Here is an 18,059-nt window from a genome sequence, read left to right as displayed (position 1 = left end):
AACCACCCGCATGAACCTGCCCGCCACGCCCCTGCCCGACTTCGCCGACGCCGCCGTCCTGCGCGCGCACATCGCCGACACCATGGCCTTCTACCACCCGCGCGCGATCGACCCGGCGGGCGGCTTCTTCCACTACTTCCGCGACGACGGCAGCGTGTACGACGCCGGCCATCGCCACCTGGTCAGCAGCACCCGCTTCGTCTTCAACTACGCGATGGCGGCGATCGAGTTCGCCGAGTCGGCGCTGGCCGCCGAGTACCTGGACGCCGCGCGCCACGGCCTGCGCTACCTGCGCGAAGCGCACCGCGATACCGCCAGCGGCGGCTACGTGTGGACCCTGCGCGACGGCGTGGCCGAGGACCGCACCCAGCACGCCTACGGCGCCGCCTTCGTGCTGCTGGCCTACGCCACCGCGAAGAAGGCCGGCCTGGACACCGACGCGTGGATGGACGAGACCTGGCAACTGCTGGAAACCCGCTACTGGGATGCCGCCGCCGGCCTGTACCGCGACGAGGCCACCCCGGAGTGGACGTTCTCCAGCTACCGCGGGCAGAACGCCAACATGCACCTGTGCGAGGCCCTGATCGCCGCCTACGAGGCCAGCGCCGAACCGCGCTACCTGCAGCGCGCGCTGCTGCTGGCCGACCACATCACCCGCCGCCAGGCGGCGCTGGCCGGCGGCCTGGTGTGGGAGCACTACGACGCCAACTGGCAGGTGGACTGGGACTACAACCGCGACAACCCCAAGCACCTGTTCCGGCCGTGGGGCTTCCAGCCCGGCCACCAGGTCGAATGGTCCAAGCTGCTGGTGCTGCTGCACGGACACCTGCAGGCCGCCGCCGGCACTGCGCCGGACTGGCTGCTGCCGACCGCGCGGCACCTGTTCGACACCGCCCTGGCGCACGGCTGGGACGCGCAGCACGGCGGCATCGTCTACGGTTTCGCTTCCGGCACGGAAGACGCGCCGGTGGTCGGCGTGCCGGACGTGGCCGCGGCGCCGACCTACTTCTGCGACGACGACAAGTACTTCTGGGTGCAGGCCGAAGCGATCGCCGCGGCCTCGCGGCTACTGGCCGCCACCGGCGATGCCGGCTACCGCGCCGCCTACGACAAGCTCTGGGCGTACTCCTGGGCGCACCTGGTCGACCACCGCTACGGCGCCTGGTTCCGCATCCTCAGCCGCGACAACCGCAGCTACAGCGACGAGAAGAGCCCGGCCGGCAAGACCGACTACCACACCATGGGCGCTTGCCACGACGTGCTGGCGGTGATGCGCGGCAGCCGCGCGTTCGGGTAACGCAGCCCCCTCGGATGTAGCGGCGGCGGCAGCCGCGACGGGGCGTTCCTGGGAACGTCCGCTCGCGGCTGAAGCCGCTCCTCCGCAGGTGGCAGGGTTTTCGGTGCACGCCTCGCCTCGCCCGAGGCGAGGCGTTTTTCGTTGCACCCTGTTTCAGTGCACGCCATCCTCCGCCGGCGCGTCCGTGGCCGTGCCCTGCACCTGCGGCCGCTGCCGCACCTGTTCGATCGGCTGGTTGGCCGAATCCGTGCCTTGCTGCAGCGGGTCGCGCTGCGGCGCGGGCTTGCTCTCGAAGGTCAGCGGCGGTTGCCCGGCCTCGGTCTGCACGCTGCTGATCTCGCCCTGCGCGCGCCGTGCCTTGACCTGTTCGATCACCGGATTGCTGCACGAGCCTTCGATGAAGTCGGCGCGTTGCAGCTCGCCGTTCTTCATGTCGACGAAGACGCTGCCGGCATCGGCGGCATTGCGGGGGCTGCTGGTCACCATGCGGCTGCCGCGCGGCAGGGTGCGCGGATCGATCTTGATGACGTGGGTGGTCGGACGCACGCCGCAATAGCTGTACTTGCCCTCGGCATCGGCGATGAAGTAGGTGCCGTCCTCCATGTACATGCGCGCACCGGGAATGCCCAGTTCCTCGGGGTCCTTCACCGAGTTGCCGTTGCAGTCCACGAACACCTGCCCGACCACGCAGCCTTCCTCGCCGAACACGCCGCCGCTGACGTCCACCTTCCAGCGCGACTCGTTGGAGCACACCTGGCCGGGGCCCTGCGCGCGGGTGCGGCACTCGGCCTGCGCGTGGTTGATGCCGTCGCCCTGCATCGCGCCCACGCCCAAGCGCACGCGATAGGCCAGGATCACCTCGGCGCCCGGATCGATGCGGTCCAGCTCCATGCGCAGCACCGGACCGGGTGCGCCCTGCAATGCCAGCAAGGTGGCGCCGCGCACGCGCACGCTGCCCTCGACCAGGCGGAAGCCGGCCGGCAGCCGGTCCACCAGCGTCGGACGCAGGGCGATGCCATCGCCGCTGTTGCGCACGCGCACGGTATAGCTGACCAGGTCGCCGATCTCGGCCTGGCGCGTCGAGCCGACCTTCTCCACCGACAGCTGGCTGGCCAGCACCGGCTTGGGGGTTTCCACGCAGGCATTGTCCTGCAGCGTTCCCTGCGGCGCGGACAACGTGGCCAGGTTGAACAGGCCGTGCTGGGCGGTACCGGCGACGCAGGCATCGTCGTCCTGGTTGCTGCCGGCGGCGACCTTCAGGCGCACGTCGAGCAGATAGCTCTCGCTGGCGCCGGCGGCCAGCGTGCGCTTGCTGGCCAGGGTCCATCCGCCCGCACCATCCAGGGTCACCGCGCTCTCGCTGCCGCGGGTGGAGGTGGCGCCGAGGATGCGCGCATCCGGATCGAACTGCGGGTTGTCGCTGAGCGCATACGCGCCGGCGCTGCCGCCGATATTGGCCACGTCCAGCCGGTAGCGCACATGGAACTCGTCGGCCGTGCCGGCGACCAGTTGCGGCGTGCCCACCACGCGCTTGGCGACGGTGAAGATGGCGCGGATCGGGTGCTGGGTCTGGCATTGCTCGGGATTGACGCAGGCCGGATTGTCGGGGCCGCTGGGAACCACCGCGTTGCTGACCGCGCCCGTCGCGTCGGCAGCGACCTTGGCACTGTAGGCGAAGACATAGCGGCCCGCGCTCGTGCCCGCCGCCAGCGTGCAGGTGAGGACCTGCCCCGCCACGCTGCAACTGCCACCGTTCGGCGCGACGATCGAGGCGGCGTCCAGGTTCAACTTCGCGCTCAGCGTGTCGGTCAGCACCACCGGCGCGGTGGTCGCGGCGCCGGTGACGTTCACCGCCAGGCGGTAGCCGATGCGGTCGTTCGGCGCGACCTCGCTGCCGCTGGCCGGGTCGGCGGACTTGGCGACGGTGATCCGCGCGTCGGGATCGTTGACCAGGTCGCAGACGATTTCCGCCCCACCGACCACCTCCGCGGCCGGAACCGTATAGGTACGCGACGCGCTGTCCAGGCTGCCGACCACGCGGCCACCGACGCTGCAGCGGCTGTCGGCGCTGGACAGGTGCCAGCCGGCCGCCGCGGTTTCGGTGATCGCGATCGCACGCCCCAACGTCGAGACCACGAACGCCTGGACGCCGGCGCTGGCGGTGTCGCCGTCCACCTGCACCGCGCTGTCGCTGGCGCTGGTGGCGACGCTGCCGCTGGCTTGCACGGTGTTGCCGAGGGTGAAGGCGAAACTGCCGGTGCCGCCGCGCGAGGTCTTGCGCAGCACCAGCGTGGCGCGCGTGAGCAGTTCGGCGAAATCGTAGTTCACGCCGGTGCCCTGGCGCGGCACCAGAATGTCGCCGATCGCGCTCGGCAGCGTGCCGACCGCATTGGCGGTGCCGCCGAGGCTGCCGACGCGGCGCTTGCCGTCGGCATAGCCGGCCGGCTGCGCCTCCACCAGCCGATAGCGGCCGCTGGCGACGTTGGCGAACAGGTAGTCGCCCTGCGCATCGGTGTTGACCACCCGGCTGACCGACACATCGTCGCCCGCGCAGGCGATGGCGCCGCTGGCCGGCACGCTGGCGGTCTGCACGCTGCCGTCGGGGCCGCTGCTGCAGCCTTCCAGCGTGATCTGCACGGCGCCGATGCCGGCATCGCTGCCATCGAACTGGCCATTGTCGTTGTCGTCGCGGAACACCTTGCCCGACAGCGCGCCGGCGACCACGCGCGTGGTCGCCGCCGGTGCCACCACGGCCCGGGTGAACGGGACGTTGCCGCTGACCCCGCGCATGGCGAAGTCGTTGCTGTACACGTCGCCGCCGGCGTTGCCCTGCGGCTGCAGCAGCACCCGCACGCTGCGCAGCTGCCCGTCGAGCTGGCGCACGCCATCGGCGCTGACCACGCGCACCGCGGTGACCTGCGCCGGCGATGCCGGGCACCCGGCGCTGCCGAACTGCGCCTGCGTGCACCAGCGCGTGCTGCCGCCGTTGAGCGCGTTGCTGGGCGCCGCCGGGTCGTGGTCGATGCTGCCCGGCGCCGCGCTGCTGTAGTACACCGTCGACGCAGGGCTGCCATCGCCGCTGATCGCGCCCAGCAGCGCGGCCAGGCCAGTGCTGCCGCTGACCTGGCTGCCGCGCGCATCGCCGGCATACGGCAGTACGTCGATCAGGTCGCTGCTCTGCACGTCGCCGCCGACGCTGATCCAGCGCAGCGTGTAGCCGATCGGCTGATTCGGCTCCACCGTGTCGTTGTCGGCACGCTTGCTGATCTGGAAGCCGCCGGGATTGCTGATGGTGAGGTCGCGGCGGGCGGCGAGGCGGCACAGCGTGCCGGTGACCGCGCCGGTCGCCGAATCGACGCTATAGCCGCTGTTGAGAATGGCGTCGTAGACCCCGCCGGAGTTCTGGCAGGTCCCGGCGTCGAGCGGGCTGCTGACCACGGTGAAGTTGGGCATGACCCGGGCGTTGGCCGACGCCACGTCGACATCGACCTTGAAGCGGATCGGCGCGATGCTCTGGCCGGTGGCGACGCTGGGAAGGTTCCAGACCAACGTGGTGTAGCCGGACTGCGGCGTGTTGGCCTGCACGCTGCTCGGCGCCAGCGACGCCGAGCCGTTGACGTACTGCGCTTCCGGCGGCAGCACGTCGCGCACCTGCAGGCTGGTGGTGGTCTGGGTGGTACCGGACGAACTCAGCACCGGACGCAGTTCGTATTCCACCTGCTGACCGGCGACCACCGCGTTGACGTTGTTGGCCGGGGTCAGCGTGACCTTGCTGATCGAGGCGCGCGCGGCGATCAGGGTCACCACGTCGCCCCAGGCCGTGCTGGTGATGAAGCGGCTGCTGTCGTCGCCGAGACCCACCCAGCGGATGCCCTGCGCGTCGGGCGCACTGCCCTCCGGCACATTGCTGGTGCCGACGGTGCCGTAGTTGTAGACGGCCGTGCCGTTCTCCCACACATGACCGGCGGCGACGCCATAGCCGGCGACCGGGGCGGTCCTGGTCGCCTTCAGCGCCACTTGCAGCAAGATCTGTGCGCTGGCCGGCATCGGCACCAGCACCCGCGCGCGGACCTTGGTGATCCGCGCCGCACCGCCCGGCACCGCAGCGAAGCTGCTGTACCAGGTCGGCGACTGGTCGTTGCCGCAGGTGCCGTTGGCCTGATCGTCGCGGCTGGCCCACCCGTCGCCGGCGCCGTCGCGGCCGCCGGTGCCGTATTCGATCACCACGTTGCCGTCGGCCCAGCCCTGCGGGTTGGCGCTGGCGAGCGGCGCCACCGCGCTGGTGAGCTGATACTTGGTGGTGTCCAGCTTCTCGCACAGCACCAGCCCCTGGACCGGGGTGCTGCTGGGATTGAGCGCAACCACCGCCGCGCCGAAGTTGGAGCCGTCCTGCACGGTGCCGTCGGCGGTGTGCCAGCCGCTGCTGCCGATGTCCAGGTACTGCTTGCCGCCTCCGATCGAGGTGGTCTTGGTGAAGTTCAGGCTGGCCGCATTGTTGGCGCTGTCATCGCCGCTCAGCGACTGTCCACTGATGGTCCGGCCGCGTACACCGCTGTAGCGGTTGGTGATGGTGACGTTGGCCTGGTCGATCATCGGATCGAAGCCGCTGGCCGGAATCCAGATGCTCAGCACGCGCGCCGCGACGTAGTTGTCGCCGGGAGCCAGGTCGTTGTACTCGGTGCCCTGCCGCGGGAAATAAGTGCCATCGTCGGCCAGGTAGGTTCCGCTCCAGGGCGCATCCTTGATGGTGACGCTGATCGGCGCACCCGGCCCGGACTGGGTGGCGGTACAGGTACCGCTGTCGCGCAGCTGGTTGGGCGTGCGGCCGGTGCCGCCGTTGGGCATGCCGAACAGGCCGACGTTGCTGCCCTGGCTGCTGTTGTTGAGGATGCAGTTGCCGCCCGGCCAGCTGTACAGCACGCCCTGGGTGCGGATCGCGTTCTGCAGCGCGGCCGCGCCGTTGGGATCGTTGCTGCTGGTCACCTCGATGTCGCTGAGGTTGTCGCTCCAGGCGATGCCGTCGCCGTCGATCGGTTCCAGACCCTTGATGCCGTTGGGGGCGCGGATGCCGGCGGCATAGCTCATCACCCAGCCATCCTGGCCGTTGAGCTTGGTGTAGACCCAACGGTTGCGGCTGCCGTTGGACTGCGGCTGCTTGACCACGTCGTAGCCGCCGCGCGCGCGGACCGTAACGACCAGTTCGCCGCTGTCGGTGGCCAGATAACTGGTGGTCGGCGGCGTGGAAGTCTGCGGGCTGGTGAAGGTCGTGGTCGGCGGGTTCAGCACCGCACCGTTGGGTGCGTTGCCAAGCACCATGGCCACCGGCAGGATGCTGCGCGCGCCGGCGTCCATCGGACCGTTGATCACGCAGGTCAGGGTCAGGCCGTCGGCGCTGATGCCGCTACCGTTGCCGTTGCACTGCGGCGGCAGCGCCTGCCAGGCGACGATGCGGTCGCCGTTGCTGCAGCCGGCGGTGCCGGCGGCGCAGGTCGGCAGCGTCGAGGTGATGCTGACCTGGCTGTCGCCGCCATCGGTGTAGTACTGCAACGCATAGGTCACCGTGTCGTTGCTGCGCACGTCGCCGTTGTTGCCGGCGGCATCCAGGTTGTCATACGGCGCCGAGCCGGTGGTGGCGGCGCCGGAGCCGGTGCGCACGGTGCCGGCGGTCACCGCCGCCAACGCCGGCAGCGCGTGGAGCAGCACGCTCAACAACAGCAGTTGCCGTGCCGCGGTGCGCACGCAGCCGCTGGCTGCCAGCCAGCGCAGCAGCGCGCGTGGCGCAGGCATGCGGTACGGCGAGGACGAATGGGCGCGTTCGACGGAAGCCATGGCGGTGCTCGTGGTAGGCGGAGGGGCGAGTGCCGGCACGCGCTGCGTGGCCGCCGCGCGGCACGGCGCCGAACCAGCATCGGGAAGAAGGCGACGCGACCGGCGCATCAGCGCGCATCGCCCTGGCGGCCGACGATCTCGACCGAGACCCGGCGATCGGGCTGCAGGCAACGGGTCAGCGCCGGCGTGGCGCTGGTGCCGACGCACTGCGCGGTGGCCGCGGTCGGCGCGCGCGCGCCGACGCCGTCGGCCTGGATCGGCGCGGCGATGCCGTGCTGCTGCAGGTACTGCTTGACGGTCCACGCGCGCTGTTCCGACAGCCGCTGGTTGTAGGCGGGACGGCCGAGGCGGTCGCTGTGGCCGACCAGGCGGATGCGCTCGATCTGCGCGTACTGCGTGTCCAGTCGTTGCACCAACGCGTCGAGCGCCTGCCTGCCCTGCGGCAACAACCCGGCCAGGTCGCCGCGATCGAACGCGAACAGGGCATCGGCGCTCAGATCGAAGCGCTCGGACTGCGCCGGCGTCTGCGCCGGCGCAGCGTTGGGGCAGGCATCCGCCTGCGCCTCGGCCCGGCTGGTCAAGTCTTCGGCGATCTGCAGATAGGGCTTGGCATGACGCCAGCCGCCGTCGTGGATCTCGTTGCCGGCATGCACCAGTTCCACTTCGGCGCAGGCAGTGGCCTGTGCGGCGCAGCGGAAGCCGGCGCCGCGCTTGAGCGCATCGTAGCGGGCCCACAGATCCGGGCGCAGCTTTTCGGCGCCGTTGACCAACGGCGTGTCCATGCCCGGATCGCGCCCGTTCTCCAGCGCGTCGAGCAATTGCACCGAGGCGTCCAGCGCCGCCTGCGGATAGCCGCCGCGATCGTTGCGGGTGTACTCGTGGAAGCTGGTATCCAGCCAGCACTGCGCCTTGGACAACGCATAGTCGTCCACCCGCAGGCCCTTGTCGTTGAGCGCCTTGATCCGCGTCTGGGTGGCCTGATACGCGTCATGGTCGGCATGGATCGCCTGTGCGCTGATGCGTTGCGGCGACGGCTGCAGCGCGACGGCATCCTCGGCCGCGGCGCAGGGCAATGTCCATGCGCCCAGCACGGCGACGATCAGCACGCTCAGCACGTGATGCGGCAGGGAAATGGATCGAGTCTTCATGGCGGTGCCCGGTTCGGTGCGGCAGCGGAGAGGGGAAAAGCGGCGAGGAAACGGCGTCATCGCGGCAGCGCCGGATTGACGGCCGGGTCCTTGCCGCGGAACAGGTCTTCGTCGAACTTGAAGCGCAGGCGCAGGAAGCCGCCCTGGTTGGTGTACTCGGCGCCGACCATGTCGTCGTCGCGGAAACCACGCCAGTTCCAGCCCGCCGACAGCCACAGGTTGGCGGTGAGCAGATAGCCGACCTCCAGGCCCTGCGCGTGCTGCACGGCGCCGCCCGGGCTCCACATGCGGTAGGCCATCGCGCTGACATCCCAGCGCTCGCTCAACCCGTAGGTGCCGCGTCCGCCGAGCAGGTAGGCGGTATAGCGGTCGCGGCCGCCGTCGATGCGGTCGCTCTGGCGCTTGCCGGCCACACGCGCGGTCCACCACCACACCCGGTTCGGATGCCAGTCGGCGACCACCGCGACCACGTGCTTGTCGTAGCCGCCGCTGGGGGCGAGCAACTGATCCTGCCCGAGCCACTGCGACAGATCCGCGTCGCGGCGGGTCCAGTACTCGTATTTGCCCAGCAGGTTGAAGCGGTTGCGGTCGGTGTCGCGGTAGGCGATGCCGAACTGGAAGCGATCCTCGTCGCTGCTCTGGCGGCTGTCGTCGTAGTCGTTGCGCAGGTAGTAGTTGCGCGCCAGCACGGTCCAGTCGCGGCTGAGCTTGCGCGCCGCGGTCGTGGTCGACAGCCAGCTGTCGTAGCCGCCGCCAAGCCAGCCTTGGCTGGGCAGCGTGCTGTCGCTGCGGGTCGGCATGGCCCCGGTCCGACGCCATTCCAGGCGCTGGTTGAGCAGCCACAGCTCGTCCGGACGCCACTCCACCGCGAAGGTCGCGGCGGTGGCGCGCTGCACCTGGCCCTGCAGCGCCTCCAGCCGCTCCGCGCCGGTCTGCAAGGTCAGCGTCGGCCCCAGGTGCCACAGGTTGCGCACGCCGCTGGCCCACTGCGCCTGGCGCGCGCCGAAGCTGTCGTACATGCGGTACTCGTTGAAGACGGTGCCGCCTTCCATGTACTGGGTGTCCAAGCCGAACACGAAGGCGTTGCTGTCGTAGGGGCTGGGCCGGCGCTGCCCGGTCGCCGGATCGATCACGCTCGTGCTGGTGGCGACCGTGCTCAAGCCGGTGTTCCACTCGTAGCGCGCATACAGGCGGGTCTGTTCGTGCACCTGGTAGCCGGCGCCCAGCGCCGCGCGCCGGTGCGCGCTGTGCGCCACGTCCTGCTCCACTTCGCCGCTGAGATCGACCCTGGGCAGCGGCCGCCATCGCGTGGCCACACGCAAGGCGGTGTACGCGACCGGCACCCCGGCCAGGCCGTTGCCGACCCAACTGCCGTAGTTGCCGCTCCAGCCCGCGCCGGTGTTGTACAGCGTCTGTCCGTTGCCGGGGTTGAGCGCATTGGCCATGCCGCCGGCATAGCCACCGCCGATCCCGCCGCCGATGCCCGGCGTCACCAGTCCCACGCCATAGGGCGCGCCCAGATTGCCCGGCAGGCTCAGGCCATTGCCGAGGCCGCCGCTGCCAGCGCGCTCGTCGACGTGATTGGCCCCCATCTCCAGGCTGAAGGTGTCGGCGGGCGCATAGCGCAGCCCTGCCTGCGCCTGGCTGCGCTCGGCCGCGCTGATCCGGTCGGAGATCCAGCTGCCTTTGGCGTACAGCCCCCAGGCGCTGCGCGCGTCGCCGTCGAGGTCGCCGCCCAGCGCCAACTGCGCATCGAGTCCGGCCTGGCGACGTCCGCCAAGATAGGAAGACGCCGGGTTGTTGAAATCGGCATCGCTTTGGCCGTACCAGGCCAGCACGTTGCTGCGCCGGTCGCGATGGCCGAACTCGGCGCGCCAGGCATCGCCGGTGACGGTCTTGCCCGCAGCGGCGAACGGATCGATGGTGTAGATGGTGCCGCTGGCCGAGTTCAGCGCGCTTTCGGTCCGCGCGTACTCGCCGCGCAGCCAGGTGCGTTCGCCCAGATGCACGGTGCTGTTGACGCTGGCCAGTTCGAACGGCGCCAGCGGGTTCTGGTCCTTGACATAGCTGCCGCCCAGTTCCAGCGCCGGCAAGACCTTGTATTGGCCGTTGAGGCCGTACACCCAGTAGTTTTCGCCGCCCTGGTCGACTTCGTAGGTGATGCGCACCGACACCGGATTCAGCGATTCGTCCACCGACGGCACCGGCTTGGTGAACAGGATGCGGCCGCTGAACGGCTCGAAGGTGTAATCGCTGAAACGCACCATCGGCGTGGTCTGCAGGATCCGCGACGGCGCGTACCGGTCGCGCACCACGATCTGCACCTGCTCGCTGCCCAGCACCGCGTGGGTGCTGTTGCTGACCGTGTAGGGACCGGACAGGCCGCGGCCCGGGAACTCTTCGACCACCTGGCGCAGATGATCGTCGGCAGCGAACGCATCGAGGCTGCCGCGCGCGCCTTCCAGATGGCCGCGCACGCCGGTCAGGGTGCGGGTGTATTGGCCCAGGTCGCGGACCTGGGTGCTCGCCACCTCGCCCTGCCCGGCGCGCTGGCTGAAGCCGTCGCCGGTGGCGATGTCGCCGTACATCAGATAATTGCGCTGCCGGTCCAGGCGCAGATACAGGCGGCTGTTGCTGCGCGCCTCGAAGCCGACCATCGACGCATCGCCGGTGACCGGGAACCAACGCTCCGGATCCAGATCGCGGAACAGCCGCGCGGTCCCGGGCTTGTCGCTGTCGTAGGCCAGGGTCAGCAAGGTGTCGTCGGCGACCTGGCCCTTGAGGAAGAACGCGCTGCGCAGCGCGACGTTGCGCTTGCCGTCGCCGCTGCTGCGCGACCAGCTGTCGATGCGCGCCTCGAATCCATCGTCCGGACGCGCCTGCTGCAGGGAGAACGGATTCTTGCGATCGAAGCTGACGATGCCGTCGACCAGGCCGACCGCGAGCATCTCGCGCAACTCGGGCAGGAACGCGATCCGCCCCTTGGCCACGGCCGCGCCGGCGCTGACCTGCACGTCCACCGACTGCGCCTGCACCGGCGCCAGCAGCCACACCTCGGCCTCGCCCTGGTGCACGGCGACCTGCATGCCCGGCGTTACCCGGTCGGCGTCGCGCGGTGCCAGGCCGGCCTCGTCGCTGTCGGCGCCGGGCAGTTGCAGGCGCCCGGCGGACGCCTCGACGGTGACCATGGTATCGGCCTGCAGCGGCCGGCCTTGCCGGTCGAACACGCGGATCTTCAGCTTCGCCGGAGTCTGCCCGTCGGCCGGCAGGCCATCGCGCTCCACCTCCACGGTGAGGCGATCGACGCCACTGCCGCGCATGTCGAACGGTGCGGGCGGCGGCGACTCCAATGGGAGCGCGCGCGCCGGCGTGCAGGCCGCACCGAGACCGAGCGCTGACGCGATCGCAAGCGCCAGGACCGATGTCTGCCTGCGCGTGCGGAGAGTCGTTGTTGCCATAGTCATGTCGTCCCTGCCTCGCAAACCGCTGCCCGCCGCGCGCTGCGCGACAGGTGACGTCACAGAAAAAGAAAAAGACGCTCGCCCCTAGGCCGACGCAAGCAGATTTCCTGCCGCATGAAGATCGGCCAACGCCCGCATGCCGCTGCGATGCCGCAGCGCACATCGGCGACGGCTGGCGTGTGGTGATTCTTTCGCCTATCGGAGGCAGCGACGTCCGCATTTGCGCAACCACACGTTCTCGATCGCGCAACGCGACCCAACCATGTTTCGTGTTAACCATCCCGCGCCCTGGATCGGGCAACGGGTGCTGCGCTCGGCAACAGCACCCGGCCTGGCGCGAGCCCACGCATTTCGGAGAACGAACGTGGCGGCTCGCGTCATCGGTTCGACGCGGCGGACGGTCAACGCATCGCATCGCGCCTGCAGCGCAATGCAACGCCGCCCTGCCTGGATCACGCGCGCGCCGTCACCTCCGCTCGGGCGACGGCTGCACCAGACAGCGCGCGACCAAGCCGCCGAGCACGCCGCCGAGCAACGGCGCCGCCCAGAACAGCCAGAGTTGCCGCAGTGCGCCGTCGCCGGCGAACAGCGCCGTGGCGGTGGAGCGCGCGGGGTTGACCGAGGTATTGGTGACCGGAATGCTGACAAGATGGATCAGCGCAAGGCACAGCCCGATCGCCACCGGCGCTGCCGCTGGCACCGCGCCCGGCCGGGTGGCGCCCATGATCACGCCGACGAATACCGCCGTGAGCACCGTCTCCAGCACGAAGGCAGGCACCATGCCATAGCCGTCCGGCGACAGATCGCCATACCCATTGCTGGCGAACGCAGCGGGGGACGTGGCCTGGAACGCTTCCGCCACCGAGCCATGGTGGACCAGATACAGCAAGGCCGCGGCCAGGATGCCGCCGACCAGTTGCGCCAGCACGTAGGCCGGCACCCGTCGCAATGGGAAGCGCCCGCCCGCCCACAGCCCCAGGCTCACCGCCGGATTGAAATGGCCCCCGGACAGATGCCCAAGCGCATAGAGCCCCGTGAGCACGCTGAAGCCGAATGCCAGCGCAACGCCGACGTTGCCGATGCTGCCGCCAGCCAGTATCGCCGCACCGCAGCCGCCCATTACCAGCCAGAACGTGCCGACCGCTTCGGCGAGGAGTCTCCTGAACATTGCCGTTTCCCAGATGAAGGTGTCATGTCGAATCGCGCGACGCGAGGCGGACGGCGATTGCGCGATCCCGGCCTCGGCACGCATGCGGGCTCCATGGCGTTGCCATCGCCGGCACTCCTTCGCCGACGATGGCAGTGGACTGCATCCTGCGTCTCCACGCGGCCGTCCTGCGGCGCGTCCCGCGCTGCCGGCGGCAGTCGCCTGCGATCTAGGGTCGCGCCGGCAAGGACGTGCGCAAACCGCCAGAACAGCAACCAATGGTTGCCGCTGCGCGCACGCCGCCGCGCAGCGCACGTGCGCTCGGTCGCACCGCTATACCTCGGGAAAATAGGTCTGCAGCACCTGTTCGATGGCCGCACCGGACAGCACTGCCAGGGCTTTCGCCATCGCCGCGCCGTGGCTTTCCACCACCAGGGTGATCCGCCCGTAGGCCGTCGCAACCACATGTTCGGCCCGCGCTGCATGCGACGTCGGATCCAGGCGATCGCCACTCGCGTCCATCGTTTCCTCCTTGCGCCATCGGTCCGCCGCAGCGGCGGACGGGATGACACGCAGCATCCGCGCCGAGACCATCCACAGCCACGGCTTCGGCGACAACCTAGCGTTCGCGCACCCACAACCGGTCACGCGTACAGCTGCGGAGCGCTCTCGACCAGGAACGCGATGAAACGCTGGATCTTCTGCGAATTCCTGCGGTTGCCCGGATACACCGCAGACAGCGCGAAGGCCGGCAGCGCCGTGTCGTCCAGGACCTGGCGCAAGCGCTGCGCGGCCACCGCATCGGCGACAAGGAAGCGCGGCGCGGCGACGATGCCGAGGCCGGACTCGGCCGCGGCCAGCAGGTGCCGCAGCGAATCGCTGCGCATGCGTTCGTTGACGCGAAAGGCATGCCACTTGCCATCGGCAAGGTAGCGCCAGGCACGCGCGTCGCCGCCTTCGATCAGTGCGTCGTGCGCCTCCAGCTCCTGCGGCTGCGTCGGCACGCCGCGTTGCTGCAGGTACTCCGGGCTTGCGTACAGCGCGTAACCGACCTGTGCGATCTGGCGCGCGACCAGGCTCGAATCTTCCAGTTCGCCCAGGCGCAAGGCCACATCGAAATGCGCCTCGTTGCCGGACGGCGTCTCGTACTCCACATGCAGCAGCACATCCGGATACGCCAGGGCAAAGCGACTCAGCAACACGCCGACCCGGCGCTCGTCGAACGTCCGCGGCACGGCCAGGCGCAAACGGCCATTGACCTGGCCCTGCGTGTTGGCGACGAACTCGTTGGCCGCGGTGAATGCCTCCAGCAAGCGTACGCACTTGGCGTAGTACACCGCACCGACCTCGGTGGCGCGGACGCTGCGCGCACTGCGGTCCAGCAACGGCGCGCCGAGCTTGCGCTCGATCTCGCTGATGCGCCGGCTGACCACCGACTTGGCGGTCTGCAGGCGCCGCGCGGCTTCGGTGAAACTGGCCGTTTCCACCACCGCCACCAGCGCGCGCAGGTCGGCGATCTCGATCATGCGCGCTGGTCCAGCATCTCGGCAGCGAGCAGGTCGTCGAGCACGGCGGCGAGGGTGGCATCGCTGGCGTCGGCCCCGAGCTGCACGCAGAACCCGCTGTCGGTGTCGCCCCAGGCGGCATCGCCGATCAGCAACAGGACCGTTTCCGCGCTGATGCCCAGGCGCCCGCGCAGCGCCATCACCGACGCACCGTCGTCGCCGGCAGCGGCGATCGCCAGGGCCAGCGGCCCGTCGCAGGCGCGCTGCCGTTGCAGATCGATCGTGCGCCTGCCGCGTGCGGCCAGCATCGCGTCGATGCGCTCGGCCAACGCGTCCCGCGGCAATGCCACCAGCACATCGCCGGTCACCCCGAGCGGGCTTGGCGACGGCGCCAGCGCCTGGTCGGCCCGCACCGGCATGCGACACCACAGATCGCAACCGCCGTCCTGGCGCCGGACCAGTTCGACCTGCGCACGCAGCTGCCGCAACAACGTCTGGCTCACCGCAAGGCCCAGGCTGCCTTCGGCATGATGCAGCAGCAGGTCGTCGGTGGTGACCAGCGGCCCGAAGTGCTCGGCGGCAAAGCCGTCCGGCTCGCACACCAGCTCCATCTCCAGGCAGCGCGCGCTCGCCTTGAGATCCAGCGCCAGCCGCTCGCCGCGCAATCCATCGAGCGCGTGCGCCAACAGGTTGATCAGGATCTGGCGCAGCGCCAGCGGGTCGACCAGCACCGCCTCCGGCCCGCGGCTGACCCGCAACTGCAACTGCACCCCCGCCTCGCGCGCCTGCAGGGCGAAGGTGTCCTGCAACCATGCCGCCAGTTGCGGCAACCGCACCGCGCCGCGTCCGTCGCTGTCGGCCGACAGCCGGCCCAGCCCGACCAGCGCGTTGCGCGACAACGCATCCAGCTGCACCGCCGCCTGCTGGATGGCCGCCACCGACGCGGATGCGCCCGGCACCGCGTCGAACTGCCGCGCCAGCACCTTGGCATGCGCCGAGAGCGCGGCCAGCGGCGCCCGCATGGCATAGGCGATTCCCGCGAACAGGTTGCCGGTGCGGCGGAACGGTTCGAGCGCGCGCTGGCTGCGCGCATCGCGCGGCGGCGTTCGTCCCAGCATCCGCAGCTGCCGTTCCTGCGCCAGCGCCGCCTCGTTGCCGCGTTGCTGGTACGCGCGCAAGGCCAGCATGCCGTCGCTGTTGCCGAGCAGCACCATGTGCCGCAGCGCATCGCCTTCCTCCACGATGTGCACGTCCACGTAGCGGTCGGCGCTCAGTTCCACGCCGGGCAGCGTGACCGGCAACGCATCGCAGCCGACCAGCAGGTCGCGCAGGCGCTGGATGGTCGCCGCCTTCGGCTCGGTATCGCCAAGCAGTTGGGTCAGGTCGCCGACGATGTCCTCGACCTCGCCGCTGGCATCGAAGCTCACCACGACCGGCTGCTGCGCCACCACCGTGGCGGACCGACGGCGCCGCTTCACGGCGAATGCTCGAGTTGCGCGGCGAGCGCGGCGAACGCCTCTTCGACGCCGTCGCCGGAACGGGCGCTGGCGCTGAAGGTCGGCAACTGCTGGGCCAGATGGCGCACGTGCGCCGGCGTCACGTCCCATTGATCGGCCATGTCGCACTTGTTGAGCACCAGCACGGCCGGCAACGACCGGCCCACCGTGCGCTCGGCCTGTTCGCGCAGTTCCAGCACCGTGGCCAGCGTGTGCGCGCGGGTGCCATCGGCAACCAGCAACAGTCCGTGGCTACCGCTCAGGTAGTGGCCACGGAGCTGATCGATCAGGCTCGCCCCGGCGATGTCCCACAGCACCAAGCGCAGTTCGTGCTCCGACGAGCGCACGAGCGTCTTGCTGTCGACCTTGACCCCCACGGTGGTCAGGTAGTGATCCGAGAAGGTGTTACGCACCGCACGCGCCACCAGGCTGGTCTTGCCGACGGCGAAATTGCCCAACAGGCTGATCTTTCTGGACATGGAGATCATGGCGATACCGCAAAGGGAGTGACGATGAGAGAGGTGGCGCGGGCGCTGCCGCGGTGAGGCAGCGTGGCGAGCGCGTCCTCGTCCAGCGCGAGCGTGTTCGGTGGCCGCAGTTCGTGCATCAGGCGCGTCGCCAGCCACTCGGCGCGGCGCCGGCGCAGGTCGCGGTTCTGCGCATAGCCGCCCGGATCGTCAGTAAAGCCGCGCGCCGCCAGATGGAAGCCGATCGCATGCGCGGCTCCCACCTCCTGCAACGCGCGCAGGCACTCGATCAGCGCGCCCAACGCCGCCCGCATGTCGCCGCGCGGCTGCGTCGTTCCGGGTTCGAAGGCGATCTGGATGGCCTGCATCTGCGCGATGAGTGCCGCGATGCGCTCGCGCCCCGGGTAGGTCAGCCGCTCGGTCTCCAGCCGCAGGCCGGGCAACGGCGAGGGCTGCGCGCGCAGCCGCTGCCAATCGGCGAAGCCGACTTCGCCGACCAGGCGCAGGCTGCCGTCGGCGTCCGGGCCATGCACCATGGCCAGCGGCAGCCCGAGGCTACGCGCCATGCGACGGCGCAAGGGCAATGGTTCCAGCGACAGGAACGGCTGCAGCCGCCATTGCGCCGTCACCTGCGGGTGGACACGCGCCAACCACGCGGTGGGATCGTCGGCGAACGGATCCAGCAACCCGGCGATGCGCACCTGCCCGCGCCGCGACGCATCCCAGCCGGAAAGCGACAGCCCCGGCCAGTGGGCCAGCGCGTCATGCACGCGCTGCTCCCGGGCCGACCAGCGCGCGGCTAGCCCCGCGTGCACGCCGATGGCCAGGACCAGCGCCGCCAGCGTCGCATACACGTAGCGGCGCTGGCGCCGGGCGCGCGGCGACTGCCAGCCCGGGACCCCGGGGTTCAGCGTCGCCAGCGAAACCGACTGCAGATAGCCGGCGCCGGCCTGCCCGGCCTGTGCCGCATCTCCCAGCGCCGCCCCGTGGCGGCGATGCAGTACTTCGCTGATCGCATCGAGGCGCTGGACGAATCCGCTTGGCGGCACGCCGCGCACGAACGCGACCAGCCAGCACCACGGCGACTCGCTGACCGCCAGACGATACTCGCCCACCGTGGCCGAGCCGATGCCGTCGTCGCCGGCGACCGCATCGCGCACGAACTGGTGGATCGCGCTGAACATGCCGGCCACGGCGTCGGCATCCAGCGCGCGGGCGCCGTCGGCGCCCAGATAGCCGAGCAACAGGCCGTTGCCGCGCTGGATCAGGAACAGATGCTCGACCCGATAGTGCGCACTATGGCGCAGGACGATCTGCGCATACGGCACGCCGCCACGCAAGGCCAGCCAGCGCCACCACAGGGTACGCGGACTCAGCGGAGCGCCCAGCGCCCGATCCAGATCCTCGCCGACCTGGCGCATCGCCTCGACCAGGGCGCGACGGATGGTCGCCCCGATCACCGGATACAAGGCCGCCACCACCGATTGCGGCCGTTGCCGCACCGCCGCGTCGAGCGCCTCGCCACTCAGTGCCGACAGCGCCTCGCGCAGCCGCGATGGCGCGGTCGGCGCAGCCGCATCGCGTTCCAGTTCCTCGGCCAACAGGTCGGCGAGCTGCGCCAGCCGCGTGTCCAGGCGCCTCAAGCGCTCCCACTCGGGCTGCAGCAACAGCTCGCGGAGGCGCTGGTAATCGTCGTGCATATGCCGCAC

General features: G+C 70.3%; 10 protein-coding genes. 1 reads left to right on the top strand and 9 read right to left on the bottom strand.

What is annotated here, in order from left to right; translation table 11 throughout:
- Nucleotides 1-10 precede the first annotated feature (10 nt).
- Entirely contained in the window at nt 11-1,297 is a 1,287-nt protein-coding gene (locus tag AC1PME_RS03380; RefSeq protein ID WP_481097298.1) for an AGE family epimerase/isomerase, read from the top strand.
- A gap of 153 nt (nt 1,298-1,450) precedes the next feature.
- Here the strand turns inward: AC1PME_RS03380 and AC1PME_RS03375 are convergent, their stop codons facing one another.
- The 9 genes from AC1PME_RS03375 to AC1PME_RS03335 form a co-directional block, all read right to left on the bottom strand.
- Nucleotides 1,451-7,126 (bottom strand): SdrD B-like domain-containing protein, encoded by a 5,676-nt coding sequence (locus AC1PME_RS03375; protein ID WP_481097297.1) that lies wholly within the window; start codon nt 7,124-7,126, stop codon nt 1,451-1,453.
- 107 nt (nt 7,127-7,233) lie between these two features.
- Complete coding sequence (locus AC1PME_RS03370) at nt 7,234-8,274, bottom strand: OmpA family protein (RefSeq protein ID WP_481097296.1); 1,041 nt, start codon at nt 8,272-8,274, stop codon at nt 7,234-7,236.
- A 56-nt stretch (nt 8,275-8,330) separates the two neighbouring features.
- Complete coding sequence (locus AC1PME_RS03365; RefSeq protein ID WP_481097295.1) at nt 8,331-11,594, bottom strand: TonB-dependent receptor; 3,264 nt, start codon at nt 11,592-11,594, stop codon at nt 8,331-8,333.
- Nucleotides 11,595-12,201: 607 nt separating this feature from the next.
- Complete coding sequence (gene aqpZ, locus AC1PME_RS03360) at nt 12,202-12,903, bottom strand: aquaporin Z (protein ID WP_481098061.1); 702 nt, start codon at nt 12,901-12,903, stop codon at nt 12,202-12,204.
- Between the two features lie 312 nt (nt 12,904-13,215).
- Nucleotides 13,216-13,500, bottom strand: a complete 285-nt coding sequence (locus AC1PME_RS03355; RefSeq protein ID WP_254460281.1) for a hypothetical protein — start codon at nt 13,498-13,500, stop codon at nt 13,216-13,218.
- Between the two features lie 26 nt (nt 13,501-13,526).
- Nucleotides 13,527-14,408, bottom strand: a complete 882-nt coding sequence (locus tag AC1PME_RS03350) for a LysR family transcriptional regulator (RefSeq protein WP_254460280.1) — start codon at nt 14,406-14,408, stop codon at nt 13,527-13,529.
- Nucleotides 14,405-15,865 (bottom strand): sensor histidine kinase, encoded by a 1,461-nt coding sequence (locus tag AC1PME_RS03345; protein ID WP_481097294.1) that lies wholly within the window; start codon nt 15,863-15,865, stop codon nt 14,405-14,407. Before AC1PME_RS03345 ends, AC1PME_RS03350 begins: the two co-directional genes overlap by 4 nt.
- Nucleotides 15,862-16,362 carry a Rab family GTPase gene (locus AC1PME_RS03340; protein ID WP_254460278.1) on the bottom strand — a complete coding sequence of 167 codons (501 nt, stop codon included), beginning with the start codon at nt 16,360-16,362 and terminating at the stop codon, nt 15,862-15,864. Before AC1PME_RS03340 ends, AC1PME_RS03345 begins: the two co-directional genes overlap by 4 nt.
- A 5-nt stretch (nt 16,363-16,367) precedes the next feature.
- Nucleotides 16,368-18,050, bottom strand: coding sequence for an OmpA family protein (locus AC1PME_RS03335; protein WP_481097293.1), 1,683 nt, complete (start codon nt 18,048-18,050; stop codon nt 16,368-16,370).
- Between the last annotated feature and the right edge of the window lie 9 nt (nt 18,051-18,059).

The organism is Xanthomonas sp. NCPPB 901 (genome assembly GCF_056725085.1).
Note: the sequence above shows the minus strand (reverse complement) of the source record. Positions and strands in the feature narration are given on the sequence as shown.

What these genes read in the sequence shown, in the direction of transcription:
- AC1PME_RS03335 (WP_481097293.1), bottom strand. Translation starts at nt 18,050, where the DNA reads ATGCACGACGATTACCAGCGCCTCCGCGAGCTGTTGCTGCAGCCCGAG.
- aqpZ (WP_481098061.1), bottom strand. Translation starts at nt 12,903, where the DNA reads ATGTTCAGGAGACTCCTCGCCGAAGCGGTCGGCACGTTCTGGCTGGTA.
- AC1PME_RS03380 (WP_481097298.1), top strand. Translation starts at nt 11, where the DNA reads ATGAACCTGCCCGCCACGCCCCTGCCCGACTTCGCCGACGCCGCCGTC.
- AC1PME_RS03340 (WP_254460278.1), bottom strand. Translation starts at nt 16,362, where the DNA reads ATGTCCAGAAAGATCAGCCTGTTGGGCAATTTCGCCGTCGGCAAGACC.
- AC1PME_RS03370 (WP_481097296.1), bottom strand. Translation starts at nt 8,274, where the DNA reads ATGAAGACTCGATCCATTTCCCTGCCGCATCACGTGCTGAGCGTGCTG.
- AC1PME_RS03350 (WP_254460280.1), bottom strand. Translation starts at nt 14,408, where the DNA reads ATGATCGAGATCGCCGACCTGCGCGCGCTGGTGGCGGTGGTGGAAACG.
- AC1PME_RS03375 (WP_481097297.1), bottom strand. Translation starts at nt 7,126, where the DNA reads ATGGCTTCCGTCGAACGCGCCCATTCGTCCTCGCCGTACCGCATGCCT.
- AC1PME_RS03365 (WP_481097295.1), bottom strand. Translation starts at nt 11,594, where the DNA reads ATGCGCGGCAGTGGCGTCGATCGCCTCACCGTGGAGGTGGAGCGCGAT.